10 protein-coding genes are annotated in these 17018 nt (G+C 70.4%); 3 read left to right on the top strand and 7 right to left on the bottom strand.

The genetic code is table 11. From position 1 onward, the window contains the following. Window positions 1-87: 87 nt before the first annotated feature. On the bottom strand, window positions 88-2211 hold the full coding sequence (locus ACQYWQ_RS23745; protein ID WP_431037302.1) for a DNA gyrase/topoisomerase IV subunit B: 2124 nt from the start codon (window positions 2209-2211) through the stop codon (window positions 88-90). A gap of 441 nt (window positions 2212-2652) precedes the next feature. On the opposite strand from ACQYWQ_RS23745, the gene ACQYWQ_RS23740 reads away from it, so the two are divergent. After that, window positions 2653-2880, top strand: a complete 228-nt coding sequence (locus ACQYWQ_RS23740; protein ID WP_007821322.1) for a DUF7455 domain-containing protein — start codon at window positions 2653-2655, stop codon at window positions 2878-2880. 217 nt (window positions 2881-3097) lie between these two features. Here the strand turns inward: ACQYWQ_RS23740 and ACQYWQ_RS23735 are convergent, their stop codons facing one another. The 6 genes from ACQYWQ_RS23735 to ACQYWQ_RS23710 all read right to left on the bottom strand — a co-directional run bounded on the left by ACQYWQ_RS23735 (window position 3098) and on the right by ACQYWQ_RS23710 (window position 12998). Next, a complete protein-coding gene (locus ACQYWQ_RS23735; RefSeq protein WP_431037299.1) occupies window positions 3098-3931 on the bottom strand; it encodes a S1 family peptidase in 834 nt (277 codons plus the stop codon). A 210-nt stretch (window positions 3932-4141) separates the two neighbouring features. Beyond that, window positions 4142-5686 (bottom strand): RNA polymerase sigma factor, encoded by a 1545-nt coding sequence (locus ACQYWQ_RS23730; RefSeq protein ID WP_431037297.1) that lies wholly within the window; start codon window positions 5684-5686, stop codon window positions 4142-4144. 495 nt (window positions 5687-6181) lie between these two features. Next, window positions 6182-7069: a FadR/GntR family transcriptional regulator gene (locus ACQYWQ_RS23725; RefSeq protein WP_431037296.1), complete on the bottom strand. Its 888-nt coding sequence runs from the start codon at window positions 7067-7069 to the stop codon at window positions 6182-6184. A gap of 364 nt (window positions 7070-7433) precedes the next feature. Then, window positions 7434-8207, bottom strand: a complete 774-nt coding sequence (locus tag ACQYWQ_RS23720) for an NUDIX hydrolase (RefSeq protein WP_431037295.1) — start codon at window positions 8205-8207, stop codon at window positions 7434-7436. A 327-nt stretch (window positions 8208-8534) separates the two neighbouring features. Continuing rightward, window positions 8535-10451, bottom strand: coding sequence for a glycogen debranching N-terminal domain-containing protein (locus ACQYWQ_RS23715; RefSeq protein WP_431037293.1), 1917 nt, complete (start codon window positions 10449-10451; stop codon window positions 8535-8537). Between the two features lie 372 nt (window positions 10452-10823). Then, complete coding sequence (locus ACQYWQ_RS23710; protein WP_431039317.1) at window positions 10824-12998, bottom strand: DUF4192 family protein; 2175 nt, start codon at window positions 12996-12998, stop codon at window positions 10824-10826. A gap of 698 nt (window positions 12999-13696) precedes the next feature. Between ACQYWQ_RS23710 and ACQYWQ_RS23705 the strand changes: the two genes are divergently transcribed. After that, entirely contained in the window at window positions 13697-15862 is a 2166-nt protein-coding gene (locus ACQYWQ_RS23705; RefSeq protein ID WP_431037291.1) for a RecQ family ATP-dependent DNA helicase, read from the top strand. A 400-nt stretch (window positions 15863-16262) separates the two neighbouring features. Then, on the top strand, window positions 16263-16985 hold the full coding sequence (locus ACQYWQ_RS23700; RefSeq protein ID WP_431039316.1) for a hypothetical protein: 723 nt from the start codon (window positions 16263-16265) through the stop codon (window positions 16983-16985). Window positions 16986-17018 lie beyond the last annotated feature (33 nt).

Genomic DNA, 17018 nt, shown 5'->3' with positions numbered 1-17018 from the left:
TTCTCCACCCCAGGGTGGAGAACCCGGAGATCCGGGCCCCCGGAGGTGGAGAAACAGCATCCGGCGAAGGCGCGCGCGCCTCCGCGCCTACGCGTCGATGCGCGAGCGGTCCAGCGTCGCCGCCGAATTGGTGATGAACTCCTTGCGCGGCGCGACCTCGTTCCCCATGAGCAGGTCGAAGACCTGCTCGGCGCTGTCCAGGTCGTTCATGCTGATGCGCCGCAGCGTGCGGTGCCGCGGGTCCATCGTGGTCTCCGCCAGCTGGTCGGCGTCCATCTCGCCGAGGCCCTTGTAGCGCTGGATGGAGTCCTTGTACCGGATGTTCTTGCGCTCGAAGTCGAGCAGCGTCTCGCGCAGCTCGCGGTCCGAGTACGTGTAGACGTACTTGTCCTGCCCCTTCTTCGGCTGGCTCAGCTCGATCCGGTGCAGCGGCGGGACGGCCGCGAAGACCCGCCCCGCCTCGACCATCGGGCGCATGTAGCGCTGGAAGAGCGTGAGCAGCAGGCAGCGGATGTGCGCCCCGTCCACATCGGCGTCCACGAGCAGGATGATCTTGCCGTAGCGCGCCGCGTCCAGGTCGAAGGTGCGGCCCGATCCTGCTCCTATGACCTGGATGATCGCCCCGCACTCGGCGTTCTTGAGCATGTCCGAGACCGAGGACTTCTGCACGTTGAGGATCTTGCCCCGGATCGGCAGCAGTGCCTGGAACTCGGAGTTGCGCGCGAGCTTCGCCGTGCCGAGCGCGGAGTCGCCCTCCACGATGAACAGCTCGCTGCGGTCCACGTCGTCGCTGCGGCAGTCGGCGAGCTTGGCGGGCAGCGAGGAGGACTCCAGGGCCGTCTTCCTGCGCTGGGCCTCCTTGTGCTGACGTGCGGCGATACGGGTACGGGCGGCAGCGACGACCTTGTCGAGCACCGCGCGGGCCTGCGCCTTCGCGTCGCGCTTGGTAGAGGTCAGGAACGCCTTCAGTTCCTTGGCCACGACGTTCGCAACGATGCGGTTCGCCGCCGAGGTGCCCAGTACCTCCTTGGTCTGCCCCTCGAACTGCGGCTCGGCGAGACGCACCGTGACGACGGCCGTGAGGCCCTCCAGGGCGTCGTCCTTGACGATGTCGTCCTCGGCGACCCGGAGCAGCTTGGCGCCGCGCAGGACGTCGTTGACGGTGCGCGTGACGGCACGCTCGAAGCCCGTGACGTGGGTGCCGCCCTTGGGCGTCGCGATGATGTTCACGAAGGAGCGCACGGTGGTCTCGTACCCCGTGCCCCAGCGGAGGGCCACGTCCACACCGAGGTCGCGGACGACCTCCGTGGGGGTCATCTGCCCGTACTCGTCGAGGACGGGGACGGTCTCCTTGAAGGTGCCCTGCCCGCTCAGCCGCAGCACGTCGCACACGGCCTTGTCGCGGGCGAGGTACTCGCAGAACTCGCTGATACCGCCGTCGTAGCGGAAGGACTCCTCGCCCTTGCTCCCGCCTTCGCCGAGGCCGTACTCATCGCGGACCACGAGGGTGAGCCCCGGCACGAGGAAGGCGGTCTGGCGGGCGCGCTGGTGGAGGGTCTCCAGCGAGAGCTTGGCGTCCTTGAGGAAGATCTGCCGGTCCGCCCAGTAGCGGACCCTGGTCCCCGTCCTGGCCTTCGGGATGCGCTTGGTCTTGCGCAGCCCCGTCGTCGGCTCGAAGGAGCTCTCCGGGCCCACGCCCTTGAACTGGCCGGGGACCCCGCGGCGGAAACTCGTGGTGTGCACCGAGCCGCCCCTGTCGACCTCGACGTCGAGACGCGCGGAGAGCGCGTTGACGACCGAGGCGCCGACGCCGTGCAGGCCGCCGGAGGCCGCGTAGGAGCCGCCGCCGAACTTGCCTCCGGCGTGCAGCTTGGTCATGACGACCTCGACCCCGGACAGGCCGGTCTTGGGCTCGACGTCGACAGGAATGCCGCGCCCGTTGTCCCGCACCTCCACGGAGCCGTCCTCGTGGAGTATCACCTCGATGTGGTCGCAGTGGCCGCCCAGGGCCTCGTCGACGGAGTTGTCGATGATCTCCCACAGGCAGTGCATGAGACCGCGGCTGTCGGTCGACCCGATGTACATACCGGGCCGCTTGCGCACCGCTTCCAGGCCCTCCAGGACGAGCAGGTGCCGCGCGGTGTAGTTGGAGTCGTCGCGATCTGCTCCTGCCAGCAGAGCTGTCGACGACACGGATGTATCGGCGGTCACGCGGTTCGCTCCTCGCTGAATTTTCTTCTGGGGCCTATTGGCTCAACGTCCGGTCCGGGACGCCGCTCAGAGGGTACCGAGGCCAGGTAGAGCCGCTGTGACGCCACCCTCGCTTCAAACCCACCCTAGTGCAGAATCACACACTCGTTCGAACATGGAAGGTGGTGACTCTCATGTCACGTTCCCATCCAGGCATGAACCATCTAGGCTCCGGGCACGTCCTCATGCACAGACCGGCAATCCAGCCGGGAGGATGTGACCCTGCACACCACGCGAAACCGTAAAGCACGCCACGCTGTAATACGGCACATTCGCCGCCAACCGGCAACGGACAGCCGCCCTCGAAGTTTTTTCGCGAGAAAGGCCGCGAGCGGGAACGTTTTCGGCCTGGTTGGATGTTGACCCTGGTACGACAGCTCGTCGAGCTAGAGAAGAGGCGACGTGACTACTGTTCTGACACCCGCGAGCCCGCTGACGGCCGCTGACCGCTGCGACCGGTGCGGCGCCCAGGCCTACCTGCGCGTTGTCCTGACCAGCGGCGGTGAACTGCTCTTCTGCGCTCACCACGGGCGCAAGTTCGAGCCGGAACTCAAGAAGATCGCCGCTGAGATACAGGACGAGACCGATCGCCTGACCGCTCCCAGCACGGCGAGCGACGAGGAGCACTGAGGCTCCAGGTCGCACCCACCCACGACGAGCCGGCACCGGTGTGAGCCGGTGAAGCGGGCGGGTCTCCCCCAGGGAGACCCGCCCGCTTTCGTACGGCTCCGCAAGGCCCGGGCGCCCGCGTAGCGCCGTCGGCCCCGTACGCGCTCCAAGCGGCCCCCAGCCGCCCGCGTCACCCCCGGGGCGGCCCCGCGGGGTCGCCGCGTCGCGCGAGAGCGGCTCAGCGCTCGCGCAGCCCCTCGCTGTCCGCCACCGCGGAGATCCGCGTGTAGACGCCGGGCTTGCCCGCCTCGGCGCAGCCGCTCCCCCAGGACACGAGGCCGATGAGCTTTCCCCCGGCGACGAGCGGCCCGCCGCTGTCGCCCTGGCAGGCGTCCTTGCCTCCCTCCCGCTCGCCCGCGCACAGCATCGTGCCCTGGTCGTAGGCGCCACCGCCGCTGCCCGGGTACGCCCGACCACAGTCACCGTCCTGGAGGACCTGGACGTCCGCGGCGTGCAGAGTGCTGGCGTACGAGCCACGCCCTGTCGTGTCCCCCCAGCCGTAGACCTGGGCGCGGGTGCCTGGCCGGTAGCCCGGGTCCCCCGCGAGAGCGAGCGGCAGGACGTGGCTCTGCGGCTGAGCGGCCTCCAGCGTCAGCGTCGCCACGTCGCCGGAATTGCTGCCCGGGTCGTAGTCGGGGTTGATCCACGTCTTCGTGACACGCGCCTCCGTACCCGCCCGGCCCGAGAGGTCGTCGCGGCCGACGAGTACCCGCAGGTCCTTGAGCCGGCTGAGGGGGACGCCGAGGACCTTTCCGCTGAGGCAGTGCGCCGCCGTGGCGACCGTACGAGGCCCGACGAGCACCCCGCCGCAGTACTGGCCCGAGCGCTCCGCCCCGAAACGACTGCGACTGGAGAGGGCCACCACCCAGGGATGATCAGCCACTGCCACCTGCTTGCCACCGACGATCACCCCATCGGCGGCGGCCGGTCCTGGGACGAGGACGGGGCTGAGCGCAGCGGCCGTGGCGAGCACTCCCGCGCTCAGCCGGGTGCGAAGTCCGCGAAGCGGCATACCGTACTCCTTCACTCTGGGTACTGAACTCGCACTCAGCGTGATTCAGCCACCCGAAGAGCGCACGCCCAGCCCAGTCCCTTCCGGCAACCGGCCCAATCCGAGCGCAGCACGCCATCCCCGTGCCCGCGCATGGCGAAGGCCCCGCCGGTCGAAACCGGCGGGGCCTTCGCTGACCTGCGCCTGGGGACCTGTCGCGGGGCCCGTGGATCAGTCCAGGTAGTCGCGCAGCACCTGGGAGCGCGAGGGGTGCCTCAGCTTGGACATCGTCTTGGACTCGATCTGGCGGATGCGCTCGCGCGTCACGCCGTAGACCTTGCCGATCTCGTCGAGGGTCTTCGGCTGACCGTCGGTGAGACCGAAACGCATCGAGACGACGCCCGCCTCGCGCTCGGAGAGCGTGTCCAGGACGGAGTGCAACTGCTCCTGGAGGAGCGTGAAGCTGACCGCGTCCGCCGGGACGACGGCCTCGGAGTCCTCGATGAGGTCACCGAACTCGCTGTCGCCGTCCTCGCCGAGCGGGGTGTGCAGCGAGATGGGCTCACGGCCGTACTTCTGGACCTCGATGACCTTCTCCGGGGTCATGTCGAGTTCCTTGGCCAGCTCCTCCGGGGTGGGCTCACGGCCCAGGTCCTGGAGCATCTGCCGCTGCACGCGGGCGAGCTTGTTGATGACCTCGACCATGTGCACCGGGATACGGATGGTGCGGGCCTGGTCCGCCATCGCGCGCGTGATCGCCTGGCGAATCCACCAGGTCGCGTACGTGGAGAACTTGTAGCCCTTGGTGTAGTCGAACTTCTCGACCGCGCGGATCAGACCGAGGTTGCCCTCCTGGATCAGGTCCAGGAAGAGCATGCCGCGTCCGGTGTAGCGCTTGGCCAGGGAGACCACGAGGCGGAGGTTCGCCTCCAGGAGGTGGTTCTTCGCGCGGCGGCCGTCCTCGGCGATGATCTCCAGCTCGCGCTGGAGCTTCGGCGCCAGCTTGTCGCTGTTGGCGAGCTTGTCCTCGGCGAAGAGACCGGCCTCGATGCGCTTGGCCAGCTCGACCTCCTGCTCCGCGTTGAGGAGCGGGACCTTGCCGATCTGCTTGAGATAGTCCTTGACCGGGTCGGCGGTGGCGCCGGCGGCTGCGACCTGCTGCGCCGGAGCGTCGTCCTCGTCGTCGTCGGACAGGACGAAGCCCTGGCTCTCGCCACCGGCGGCGGGCTCAGCGGCCTCGTCACCCTTGCCCGGCGTCTCCTCGGTGTTCTCCTCGTCCAGGAGCTCGTCCGATTTCTTGCCGGCCTTCTTCGCGGTGGCCTTCTTGGCCGTCGTCTTCTTGGCCGCGGTCTTGCGTGCCGTCGTCTTCTTGGCGGCTGGCTTCTTCTCGGCGGTCTCGTCCTCGACGGTCACCGCGGCGGAGGCGGAGGGAGCGGTCACGGTCGCTGCCGCGGTCTTCTTGACCGCCGTCTTCGTGGCCACCGTCTTCGTAGCGGTGCGCTTCGCCGGACTCTTCGCTGCGACGCTCTTGCGGGTGCGCTTGGGCTCCGCGGCACTGACCATCAGCGTCACACCCTCTTCCTCAAGGATTTGGTTGAGGCTGCGCAGTACGTTCTTCCACTGAGTGGCCGGAATCTGGTCAGCTTCGAAGGCCCGACGCACATCGTCACCGGCGATCTGCCCATTAGCCTTTCCCCGCTCGATGAGCGCCATGACAGACACAGACTCGGCGATCTCCGGCGGGAGCGTACGGGATGTGCTGGCCGACACGAACAACCTCTCGGAACGTTGGAAAACGGCTTCCGGCTCTCGCCCGGAGGGCGGGGGCCGACGACCGTCGGTGGGGATGACCGACGACGCGGGCGGGCGCCGCGGGGACCACAGCACCGGAACCAGTGGCCGTATTCCCCTGAGCGACTCTCACCTCTTAGGTCATCGCGCTGTACCCGGGAGCGTTACGCGCAATCTGCGTGGCCCGAGTCACACACCGAAAGGACACAAGGAGGCACATACACGAGCATATGCGCTCGGCAAACGTTCCGGAATGGTCGGTGACGGACACGAAGATCAGCGGTGGAGGCGAGGTGCGGCGCGGGGACACAAGGGGGCACGGGGGCATGAAAAGGGCGGGCACAGGGGGGTTCGGCAGCATGAGGGCTCGGGGTACGGGACGCCCTCGGACGGCCTGATCCAGCGCCCGCGACGTCCGGCGCAACGGCCCGGGGCCCCTCCTCCACTAGGGAGAGGGGCCCCGGGCCAAGGTGCGCGTGACTAGTGCTGCTCGCGGGGCCCGGGCACGACGCGCTCGCCCTCCGGGTGCACGGTGAGCAGCTGGCGCATCGCCGCCTCGGCACCGACCCCGTCCCCCGAGGCGAGGGCGTCGACGATGCGGGCGTGATGGGCGACGGACGCCTCGTTGGGGCGTTCGCAGCCCATCGCCGGGCCGCCCGAGACGTGCAGCGCCGCGCTCACGATCCCCGAGAGGTGCTCCAGCATGCGGTTGCCACCGATCTGGATCAGCAGGGAGTGGAATTCGGCATCGGCACGCGAGAACGTGATGCCGTCCCCCTGCCCCAGGGCGTGCCCCATGATCTCGACCATGTCGACAAGACGCTGCTGCACGTCCTCGCGGCCGTGCCCTGCGGCGAGCCGCGCGGCGAGCGGCTCGATGCTCCAGCGCAGCTCGTTCAGCTCGCGGCGCTGGTCATCGCGCTGCGGGCCGTAGGCGCGCCATTCGATGATGTCGGGATCGAGCAGATTCCAGTCACTGACGGGACGCACCCGGGTCCCCACATTGGGGCGGGCGCTCACCAGGCCCTTGGCCTCCAGGACGCGCAGGGATTCCCGCACGACGGTACGGGACACCTCGAAACGCTGGCCGATCTCCTCGGGGACGAGGGGGCGGTCGGCACCCAGGTCGCCCGAGACGATCATCTGGCCCAGCTGCTGAACGAGTTGGCCGTGCAGGCCGCGGCCTCGGCCGGCACCGCCGCGTCGCGGCACCCGGCCAAGTTCCGGCTCCGCGGCACCCCAGGAAGGAACTCCGATCCTGTCCTGGGCGGCCTCGGCATAGGGGTAGCGGTCGATGTCGCCCGGGCCGGCGAGGCCGGAGTCGGCGGAACGGGCGGCGGTCATCATGGTGTGCGCAACGGTACTCACAAAAGCTTTGTCGGCGTTCCCCTCAACAGCCTTGAGGTCTTTGGTGAAAAGCACACGAAAGGGTGATCGCTTACCGTTAGCCAATTGACGCTTTATCGGAAATTCCCGAGCAACTGGCGGGGAGTTGCGCGCGTTTCCCCTCAGTTTCCCCTCACGCACGGCATCTTGCGGTATGGTCCGCGCCCACCGCTCGCCACGACGGTTCAGCAACCCCCAAAATCCGCGCGGCAGCGTCGACTTCGGGGCCCCGCAAGATCACACAAAGGAACCGGCCCAGGATAAAGCCCTGTTCGAGGAGCGCGGAACGCTACTCTCCGTGAGAAGCGCACTCTTGTACGTGTCATGGCAGCCGCCGGCGCGCCCGTCAGATCTCCGGGCGCAGCATGGGCGGATTCAGCAGCGTGGCGCCTCCCGCCCGGAAAAGCTGCGCGGGCCTGCCACCCTGCCGGGTCGTGGTGCCGCCGGTGGGAACGAGGAAACCTGGCGTACCTGTCACCTTGCGGTGAAAATTGCGCGGATCGAGCACGACTCCCCAGACCGCCTCGTAGACACGGCGGAGTTCACCAACTGTGAATTCCGGGGGGCAGAAAGCAGTGGCGAGCGAGGAATACTCGATCTTCGAGCGTGCGCGCTCGATCCCGTCGGAGAGAATCCGCGCGTGATCGAAGGCAAGGGGCAGTAGTTGCTCGTCTTCGCGCCCCGCTCCCTCCTCACCCAGAAGGCGCTCGACCGGCGCCCACCTGGCACCGCTGGCGTCGCCGCCCGCGGTGGGCGAGGGAAGGTCGGGGGCCAGGGCGAGGTGCGCCACGCTCACCACCCGCATCCTGGGATCGCGCCCCGGGTCCCCGTAGGTGGCGAGCTGTTCCAGGTGCGCGCCATGTCGTTCCTCACCGGAGCCCCCCACGCACTCACCGTCGTGGGCGCACAAGCCGGTCTCCTCCTCCAGCTCCCGTCCCGCCGCGGCCGCAAGATCCTCTCCGGGACGGACGAACCCCCCGGGCAAGGCCCATTGCCCCTGGTACGGGGCCTCCCCACGGCGGACGAGGAGTGCCCGCAGCCCGTTGTGCCGCACCGTGAGCACCACCAGATCGACGGTGACAGCGAAGGGCGGAAAGTCGGAGGGGTCGTAGGGAGACATGTGCCTGATCATAGTCGTCCACCTGACGATAAGCACGTCGTTCGCCGAAGCTCGGGGGCTCCCCACTGCCTGAAGACGCCGTCCCGCTCGCCAGCCTCCGAGAGCCCCGGGCCAGGCCTGCGGCTCGGCCTCTCCGAGCGAAGGCCGCACCACCCTGGAAACGTTCCCGCCCCGGCTGCCCGGCTCCCTCTCGTCCGCTCATCGAGGGATGCCGTCACCAACTCCCCCCGTCCCCCAAGCGTCGTGCCACGCCGAGCCGGCCCTGGTACGGCCGCGAACCGTCGCTCCCGAGTCGGCATCGGGAGCGACGGCCCGCTGACCGCGCCCTCACGCCCGCAATTGCAGACGCTCGGGCGCCTCCTCCACCATCGCGAGCCCCAGCCGGGTGACTCGCGCGGAGAAGCTTTCCCCGGCAACGCCGAGACCGGTCAGGCCCAGCTCGCCGAGCGGCGCGCCACGCACGGGGCGCAGTGCGACGGACCCCTCGGGAACGTCTGGGCGGATGCCCACGAGCCCCGCGATCACGTGCACCCCGGCGGCTGCCGCCACCGCCGCCGGCCGACAGGCGGCGGGGTGCGGCCACGGCTTGGTCCCCTCACCGCGCGGCTCGCCTGCGAACATCTCGGGCAGCCGGTACTCGAAATGCTCCGCCGCCGCGAGCAGGCCGTGCAACAGGGCGTGGGACTGCTTCTCGTAACCGGCGGCGGCGAGGCCCGTCACGGCGATCGCCGTCTCGTGAACCCGCACGGCGCCGCCCCGGTGCCCGAACGGGCTGTACCCGTACTCTTTCGCGCTCAGACTCCGCAGCCCCCAGCCGCTGTCCATCGCCGGGGCGCCGAGCAGGCGGGCAAGCTGTCCTGTCCGGGCCGAGTCGAGGAGCGAAACGGCCTGTTGGCCCGCAGGCCCCAGGCCGGTGTCGAGCAGGTGCGCCACCGTACTGCCCAGGTGCGGCACGGGGCGGCCCGCCGGGTCGAGCGCCGCGGGAGGCCGTCCGCCACCGCGGTCGTCGCACCAGAAATCGGCCTGGAAGCGCTCGGCGAACTCCACTCCCCAGTCACGGAGTTCGTCGCCGCCGGACCGGTTGATCCCGTCGAGAAGGCCCGCTCCGAGAAGGGCGGCACGGTAGGCGTGCGCCTGTGTCTCGACGCGCGCCATGCCGCCGGTCTCCCGGTCCCGTACGTAGGCGTGCCGTGCGGTCTCACGCCGCAGCCAGCCAAGACAGGCCTCGGCGGCCGGGGCGAGTTCCTCGACAACGGAGGTGTCGAGCCCCCACCGCCACGCCTCTGCCAGCAGCGCGGGAAAGAGCGCGGTCGCCTCCACGCTCGTGCTCCCAGGCGGCAGGTGCGGTCCGGCGTCTCGCAAGGGGCCCGGAATCCGGCCCTGTTCGGGGCCCTGCGGCACCTGTGTACGCGCCAGAGTCCGCAACGTGCCCACCGCGAGCCGGGTGCCGAGGGGCAGGGCCATGCGGGCGGCGGCCAGAGCCTCGGCCGGAGCGAGGCCGCAGCGCCACGGAGCCCCTGCCGCGAGGTGCACCTCCCCCGCCTCACCCGGCTCCCGCACCAAGAGCGCGTTGAGGTCGCCGAGCGAAGCCCGCAGCAGGGCCGCAGCCCGTGGATCGTCTCCAGAGGCATGGGCATCGGCGAGGATCGGCGATCCCCCGCGCGCCACCGGGCGCACGCCACCGGGGAGTTCGGGCTTCAGTCGCAGTTCGATGGACCTTCTGCCTCCCGCTGGGATCTCCAGCACCCAGCGCAGCAGGCCCGATGCGGCCACGACATCGGCCGCGGGCGGATCAGCGGTGAGCGCCACCTTGCCGACGGGGGACGACCACTGCAATCCCGCACCGTACACGGAAGCCCGCAGGGCGGGGACCGGGTGTCCGGCTGCCACCGCTCCGAGGTCCGCGAGGTCGCAGCCCAGGGTCACTTCGACCACGAGCCGCAGCGGCCGCACGGTCGTACTCCGCAGGGTGATGCGCTCGCTGCCCTCCGCATGCCGCTCTCGCTCCACCAGCAGATCGGGATCGGGCCCCGGTCCGCCCAGCCCCCGCAGCACCCCAGCGAAGCGCGAACTGCCCGCCCCCACCGCGCGTGCCTCCACCGGCAAGGGGTCGCGCCCGGCGACCTTGAGCCGGCACAGCGAGAGCAATCGCTTTCCCGAGTGGTAGAAGCCTTCAAGCCCTTGGCCGGTCAACTGCCCGTGCTCGGCGGAGATCGCGAGGCCCGGCAGGGCGACGGCGGTCAAGGTCCGGTGCGTCGCCGGAGGTTCCGCCGGAGCCCGCCCCCCGCCGCCGCGCGGGCCGGGCGCGGGAGCCGGTCTTCCCGGGGCGGATCGGTACTCGCGACCACCGGGTCGTGGTGCGGTCAAGGACATCAGGGGGCTTCTTCCGCGTGCCGATCGAGGGGAGGGGGCGGGGCGGTACGCAGGGGCCGAACGACTCCGCCACCGAATGAACGCCCGAAGGGGGGTACGGGTCACGGGCGCAGGACGACTTCCCCCGACATTCCTCCAGCCGTCCGTCCCCGGCGCTGCCGCGGTCGGCCCTGCCTTCATCCCGTGCGGGGAAATCCTCCGCATGCGTCGGGTCCCTCCTCCTCACGTCTCAGGGGTTCGCCGCTATTCCTCGCCGGTCGAAGGCGCCTGGTCACGACCGGGACGCGGGCGGGGCGACGACGCCTCCTGACCGGACTCGGTCCGGCGCGCGGGCACGTCGCTATCGGCCAACTCCGAATCGGCCACCCGTGCGTTGTCACCGCCACGTCGTGATCCAGACGCCGGGGCCTCCTGACTGCCCCGGCCCGAGCCACGGAAAGGCGCCTCGCGGCCGTCCCGCTCCCCACCGGACGCCAACGCGTGGCGGCTGTCCCGCTCCCCGTCGGGCGTCGGCACCTCGCGGCCGCGCTCCATACCGGGCACGTGTCCGTCGTGCACTTCCGCCCCCGAGCCCTGTACGGGCGCATCCTGGCCAGGAAGTTCAGGGCACGGCGCGCTGCTCGTCAGCGAGGGTTCGGCCTTGCCTGTGGGCTCCTCGCGGTTCGCCTCCGGCCGCTCCTCCTCCCTGGGCCGTGTCAGGGCATCCGAGGCCTGGGGATCGGGGCGCCGCTGGTCAGAGGACCGGAAATCCACGTGCCGCTGGTCCGCTTGCTGGAGGTCCTGATGGTCTCGCCCGTTCAGCGGCGGACGGTCGACCGCGGCACGGCGGTCACTCGCCCCGGCCCGCCCCGCCTCCCGTTCCTGCTGCTGCGGCTCCCCAGGGGCCGTCCGCTCACATCCGGGCGGCGTCACCGTGAGTCGCCGCCGGGCTCGCGTGTACGCCTCCTTGCCCGTACCTTGCTTCCCCTTCACGGCTTTGCCCCCGGGACGCCCCGGCACGGCTTCACCAGGACGCCTGGCGTCGCGCCGTCGTGTCGCCGGGCGAGCGGTGGCACCCCTGCGGCGGCGTCCGCCGCCTGCCCTCCCTTGAGTGCTCTCCCTGCCGGGGCCACTCTCCGGTGACTCCTCCGCCCTTTGGGGCGCTCCAGTCTTCCCCTGGCTCCCCGGTACGCGCCCCACACCGTCGGTGGCCGAGCCTTTGCACGCCGAAGCAGGACCGGCGGACGTACGGCGCACGGCGGGGCGTGCCGTACACCCGCCCAACTTGCGCTTGATCTCTTCCGGTTCGATTCCGTCGTCGAACGCCTGGTCCAAAAGCGCCGCGAAGGTGTAGTGCGGGTCGACGGCAAGGGCGAGGTGCAGAGCCAAACGTGCCTCACTCTCGTCGCCCAGCGACCAGGCCGTCCAGCCGACGAGGGAGAGCGGAGCGGCCGCGTGTTCCTCGTACGAGAGCACACACCTGCGTGCGAGAGCCCGCCACAAACGACGCGCGGCGTCGGGGAAGACGAAGAAACTCGCCGCCTCGTCCCTGGCCTCCCTGTCCTGGAGACCGATGACGAGCCGTGCGGCTTCCTCGTGGGTGAGCGCCTCGTCATCCGCGAGGTCGGCTTCGAGCGGATCCGAGGGGACGGACGCCGTGGCGAAACGCGTCAGCACGTTGTCCAGCAGCCCGATGGTCCCCCGCCGGATCATGAGCACGTTCTCCCTGCTGCTGAGGATCTGCGGCAGGAGATCGAGAGCGACCAGGTCGAGAACCCGCTCCTGGGCGTGCGCGGCAGCCGTGCGCCAGGGCAGCAACCGGCCCTCCAGCTTCGCGGCGGGGAGCGGGATCGGCGTCCCCTCGTAGACGGAGGTCGCGGCGAGGACAGAGCTTCCGGCGGGCAGCAGGGCGGCGCCCGCCTGCTCCTGCTCCTCCAACGGGGTCACGTAGGACCAGGAGCGCCCGTTGGAGAGGCACAGCGCCTCGACGACCGGGACATCGAAACGGCCGCAGGCCACGCGGATGTGCTGGGCCAGGGGACGCAGGCCCTCGCGCACCTCTGCGGCTCCCGGAGGCGGCACGGCACCGGGCTTGGCCTCCTCCGGCTCCTGGAACAAGAAGGCGATGACGCCGTCCGGCCAAGAGTTGCCACGCCGCTTTCGCGAGTGGCGGGCATCGCCCCGGCCGGGGCCGTCCGCGGGGGAATCGAGCAGCATCGTGGCCACTCGCTCGGCGGCGTGCGGCCACTGCGCCGGGTCATCGGGGATGCGCACCGCCGTGCGACGCCCCAGCCGGCCTCGTACTCCGTGCAGCGCGAGCAGGACGACGCTGTTGCCGGGGGCGTAGCCCAGAAGGTAGGGGAGGGAGTCGGCGAGATCCGCGAGGGACTTCAGTGAGATCGTCTGGCTTCCCGCAAGCCTCTCCTCGAAGGACTCCACGTCGGGCAAGGACGCGGAGGGTCCTGTGTCGGGGGCCCCGAACGGGCTGTGTTCGTCCCGGTGGTGCGAGGGGTCGCCCTCGGGTGAGCGTCGCTGCCCGGGAACCCTGGGCTCCTCGGGCGGCGACGCCGGAGAGCCCCCGCCTGTGCGCTGGGTGGGGACGACGGCGTCCGGCTCCTGGGCGACTGCGGGGTGATCCGGCGCGGGTCCAGAGGGGGGCGAGTCGGTTGCGGAAACGGACGGCGGCTCCTCGGTGGGCTGCCGGTGCGGACGAGTGGTGCGGTCGTGGGCTGTGTCCTGCGCCTGCTCCCGAGTCGGTTCGGAGGGCTGATCCCGCAGCGAAGCGAGGGGCTGCGGCGGGGATACGTCCCGCGCTTCGAGACCGGTCGCCGGTTCGGCGGACGGAGTCGCGGGCTGCTCGGGGGAAGGCACGGCGGATTGCGGGGCGGAAGGGACGGCGGACGGGTCGGATGCGTCGTTGCGATGCGTCATGGAGAGCACTCTGCACGGAAAAGCAAAACTCTGGCTCGCCCGCCTGTGGATAACCACTCGTATTGAGTTTTGTCGCACACGCTCTTTATCGGATTTTCTCAATACTCTCGCGTTCGTTCATCCGATGATCTCCAGATGAGGGAGTTATCCACAGCCCGCGAGGCCCTCGTTCGCCGGTTGTCGCTCCGATCAGGTTGCATGGGGGCATGAACGACGAAGACCTGCGGACCAGTGCCGACGAAATCCTCGCCCAGCTGGTGGGGGACCCCACCGGGCGAGCACGGCTGCGCGAGGACCAGTGGCAGGCCATCGAAGCGCTGGTCGTGCACCACCGCAGGGCCCTGGTCGTGCAGCGCACGGGCTGGGGGAAGTCCGCCGTGTACTTCGTGGCCACGGCGCTCATCCGGCGACGCGGCGGCGGTCCGACCGTCATCGTCTCCCCGCTGCTGGCTCTCATGCGCAACCAGGTGGAGGCGGCCGCCGCCGCGGGAATCAAGGCCCGCACGATCAATTCGGCGAATCGCGAGGAGTGGGACACGGTCCAGGAGGAGATCCGAGCCGGAGAGGTCGATGTACTTCTCGTGAGCCCGGAGCGCCTCAATCATCCGGTGTTCCGCGACGAGGTCCTGCCGAGTCTCACGGCAGCGACAGGGCTGCTCGTGGTGGACGAGGCGCACTGCATCTCGGACTGGGGACACGACTTCCGCCCGGACTACCGGCGGCTGCGCACCATGCTCGCCGAGTTGCCGGCCGGAGTGCCCGTGCTGGCCACCACCGCGACGGCGAACGCCCGAGTAACCGCGGACGTCGCGGAGCAGCTCGGCACCGGCGGTGACGGGGACGGTGCTCTCGTGCTGCGCGGTCCGCTCGACCGCGAGAGCCTCAGCCTCGGCGTACTCCGCCTGCCCGATGCCGCCCACCGCCTCGCGTGGCTCGCGGATCACCTCGACGAGCTTCCGGGCTCGGGAATCATCTACACCCTGACTGTCGCCACGGCCGACGAAGTAGCGGCGTACCTGCGTCAGCGCGGCCACGACGTGATCTCGTACACCGGTCGCACGGAGAACGCGGACCGGCTGGAGGCGGAGCAGGCCCTCCTCGCCAACCGCGTGAAGGCGCTCGTGGCGACGTCCGCACTCGGCATGGGCTTCGACAAGCCTGACCTCGGCTTCGTGGTCCACCTCGGCGCACCTTCGTCGCCCATCGCCTACTACCAGCAAGTGGGCCGTGCGGGCCGCGGGGTGGAGCACGCCGAGGTGCTGCTGCTGCCGGGCAAGGAGGACGAGGCGATCTGGAAGTACTTTTCCTCCCTCGCGTTTCCTCCGGAGGAGCAGGTACGGCGCACCCTGGACGTCCTCGCCGGTTCCTCCCGCCCGATGTCCACCCAGGCACTCGAACCGCTCGTCGACCTGAGGCGTACCCGGCTGGAGGCCATGCTGAAGGTCCTCGACGTCGACGGGGCGGTCCGCAAGGAGAAGGGTGGCTGGACCGCCACTGGGCAGCCGTGGGCCTACGACGCGGAGCGGTACGCCTGGGTGGCCGGGCAGCGCGCGGTCGAGCAGCAGGCGATGCGGGATTACGTGACGAGCACCGGATGCCGGATGGAGTTCCTGCGTCGTGCGCTCGACGACGAGGCGGCCGTGCCCTGCGGCCGTTGCGACAACTGCGCGGGGTCACGCTTCGGCACGGAGGTGTCCCCGGTCGCCCTCACCTCGGCACACGGTGAGCTGGAACGCCCCGGGGTCGACGTGGAGCCACGCCGTATGTGGCCGACGGGCCTGAGCGCCGTCGGCGTGACGCTCAAGGGGCGTATTCCGGCCTCCCAGCAGGCCGAGACCGGACGGGCTCTGGGCCGGCTGTCGGACATCGGCTGGGGCAGCAGGCTCCGTCCGCTGCTCGGCCCCGACGCACCTGACGGGCCGGTGCCCGACGACGTGCTTCAGGCGGTGGTGACGCTCCTCGCCGACTGGGCCAAGGGCCCCGCCGGCTGGGCCTCGGGCGAGGAGAACGCGCTCACGCGGCCGGTCGGAGTGGTCACGCTTCCTTCGCGGACTCACCCCGAATTGGTGGACTCGCTCGGCGAGCGTGTCGCCCGGATCGGTCAACTGCCGTTTCTCGGCGGGCTGGTCCTGCACGAGGACAGCGAGCCGCGGCGCGCGCACCGGGGGAACAGCGCGCAGCGACTTCTCTCACTGCGGGGAACCCTCGCCGTACCCGCCTCGCTCGCCGAGGCGCTGAAAGGGCACCCCGGCCCCGTCCTCCTCGTGGACGACTTCGCGGACACGGGCTGGACGATCGCCGTGGCGGCAGGCCTGCTCAAGGACGCGGGCGCGGAGGAGGTGCTGCCGTTGGTGCTCGGAGTCCAGGGCTGAGAGCCCGGGAAGCGGGCCGCTGAGGAGCGACGACCGACCTCAGGAAAGTGGATGGCCAGTCCATCCACCGGTCGTCGGGCGCGTACCGCATCGCGGACGGCAAGGAGTTGAGGAGATGGACAGCGAGGAGGGAAATAGGGAATGCATCGTCAGATATGGGGCCGGCTTGGCGAATGCTCGTTGCCGCAGCTCTCTCCTCGTACGAGAATTGAAGTCGCTCCCCGTACGGCGATTCCGGCTCCGGTACTGCCGTTAGGTGGTGCGCTCTCCCACGTCCCGATCCCGCCCGCAGTGCGGGCGCGTAGCCGAAGGGAGGACCGTGACCTTCGGATTCGCTCCGTCCGCCGCGTCGAGGAAGACGCCACCGCCCCCGTCCACTGCCCCCTCGCCCCTGGTGCCGGTGCCGTCCCTGCCCGCCGAGCCGACCGGCTCGCCACCGCGTGTGGTCGGTGCGCAGGAGTGGTCCACCGCGAACGTCCCGCTGCTCGGCAACCCGCGGGAGGTCGTGACCGGACTCTACGAACGCCATCACCCGGCGGCCGGGACCGTAGTGGTGGGGGTCCTCGATCCGGACGAACGTCTACGGGCGAGCGCGTCCTTCACGCGCCGCCCGGGCGAGTCCGACGGCTGGGTCTTTCGCAACGCGCTGCTGGCCCAGTTGCGCAGGATCATCCCCCACGACCTGCGCCGGAGAACGCCGGTGCGCACGGCGGTGCTGCTGCACTGCCGCGAGGGCGAGTCCCGCTGGACGGTGGAGGACGGGGCCTGGATGTGGGGCCTGCGCGACGCCTGCACGTTGCACGGCCTGCGCTGCGGAGCGTACGTGACGCTCACCGGCGCGGGTTGGCAGGTCCTCGGCGAGGGACGCGGGGGTCGTCATCCCCAGCTCGGCTCCCGTACCACCCTGTTCGTGCCCCGGACGGACAAGGTCTCATCACTGCCGGGGCAGTTGGGACCCCTGTCGGAACAACGTGCCCACCGCGCGGAGCGCTTCGCGCCGGGTACGGAGCTGCCGGAACAGCGCTCGCCGCGTGCGGAGTCGCTGACGGAACGGGCCGCTGGACTCCTGTCGCGGCCGATCGACACGCCGCGGGAGCAGTGGCCGCGTACCGCCGTGCGCTGACCTCGGCACGCCCTTCGCCCGCAAGGCATGCGG

Source organism: Streptomyces sp. P6-2-1 (assembly GCF_050613165.1).
Classification (GTDB): domain Bacteria; phylum Actinomycetota; class Actinomycetes; order Streptomycetales; family Streptomycetaceae; genus Streptomyces.
The sequence above is the reverse complement of the archived record's forward strand: the minus strand, read 5'-3'. Positions and strand labels throughout refer to the sequence as shown.

What these genes read in the sequence shown, in the direction of transcription:
- ACQYWQ_RS23705 (WP_431037291.1), top strand. Translation starts at nt 13,697, where the DNA reads ATGAACGACGAAGACCTGCGGACCAGTGCCGACGAAATCCTCGCCCAG.
- ACQYWQ_RS23735 (WP_431037299.1), bottom strand. Translation starts at nt 3,931, where the DNA reads ATGCCGCTTCGCGGACTTCGCACCCGGCTGAGCGCGGGAGTGCTCGCC.
- ACQYWQ_RS23720 (WP_431037295.1), bottom strand. Translation starts at nt 8,207, where the DNA reads ATGTCTCCCTACGACCCCTCCGACTTTCCGCCCTTCGCTGTCACCGTC.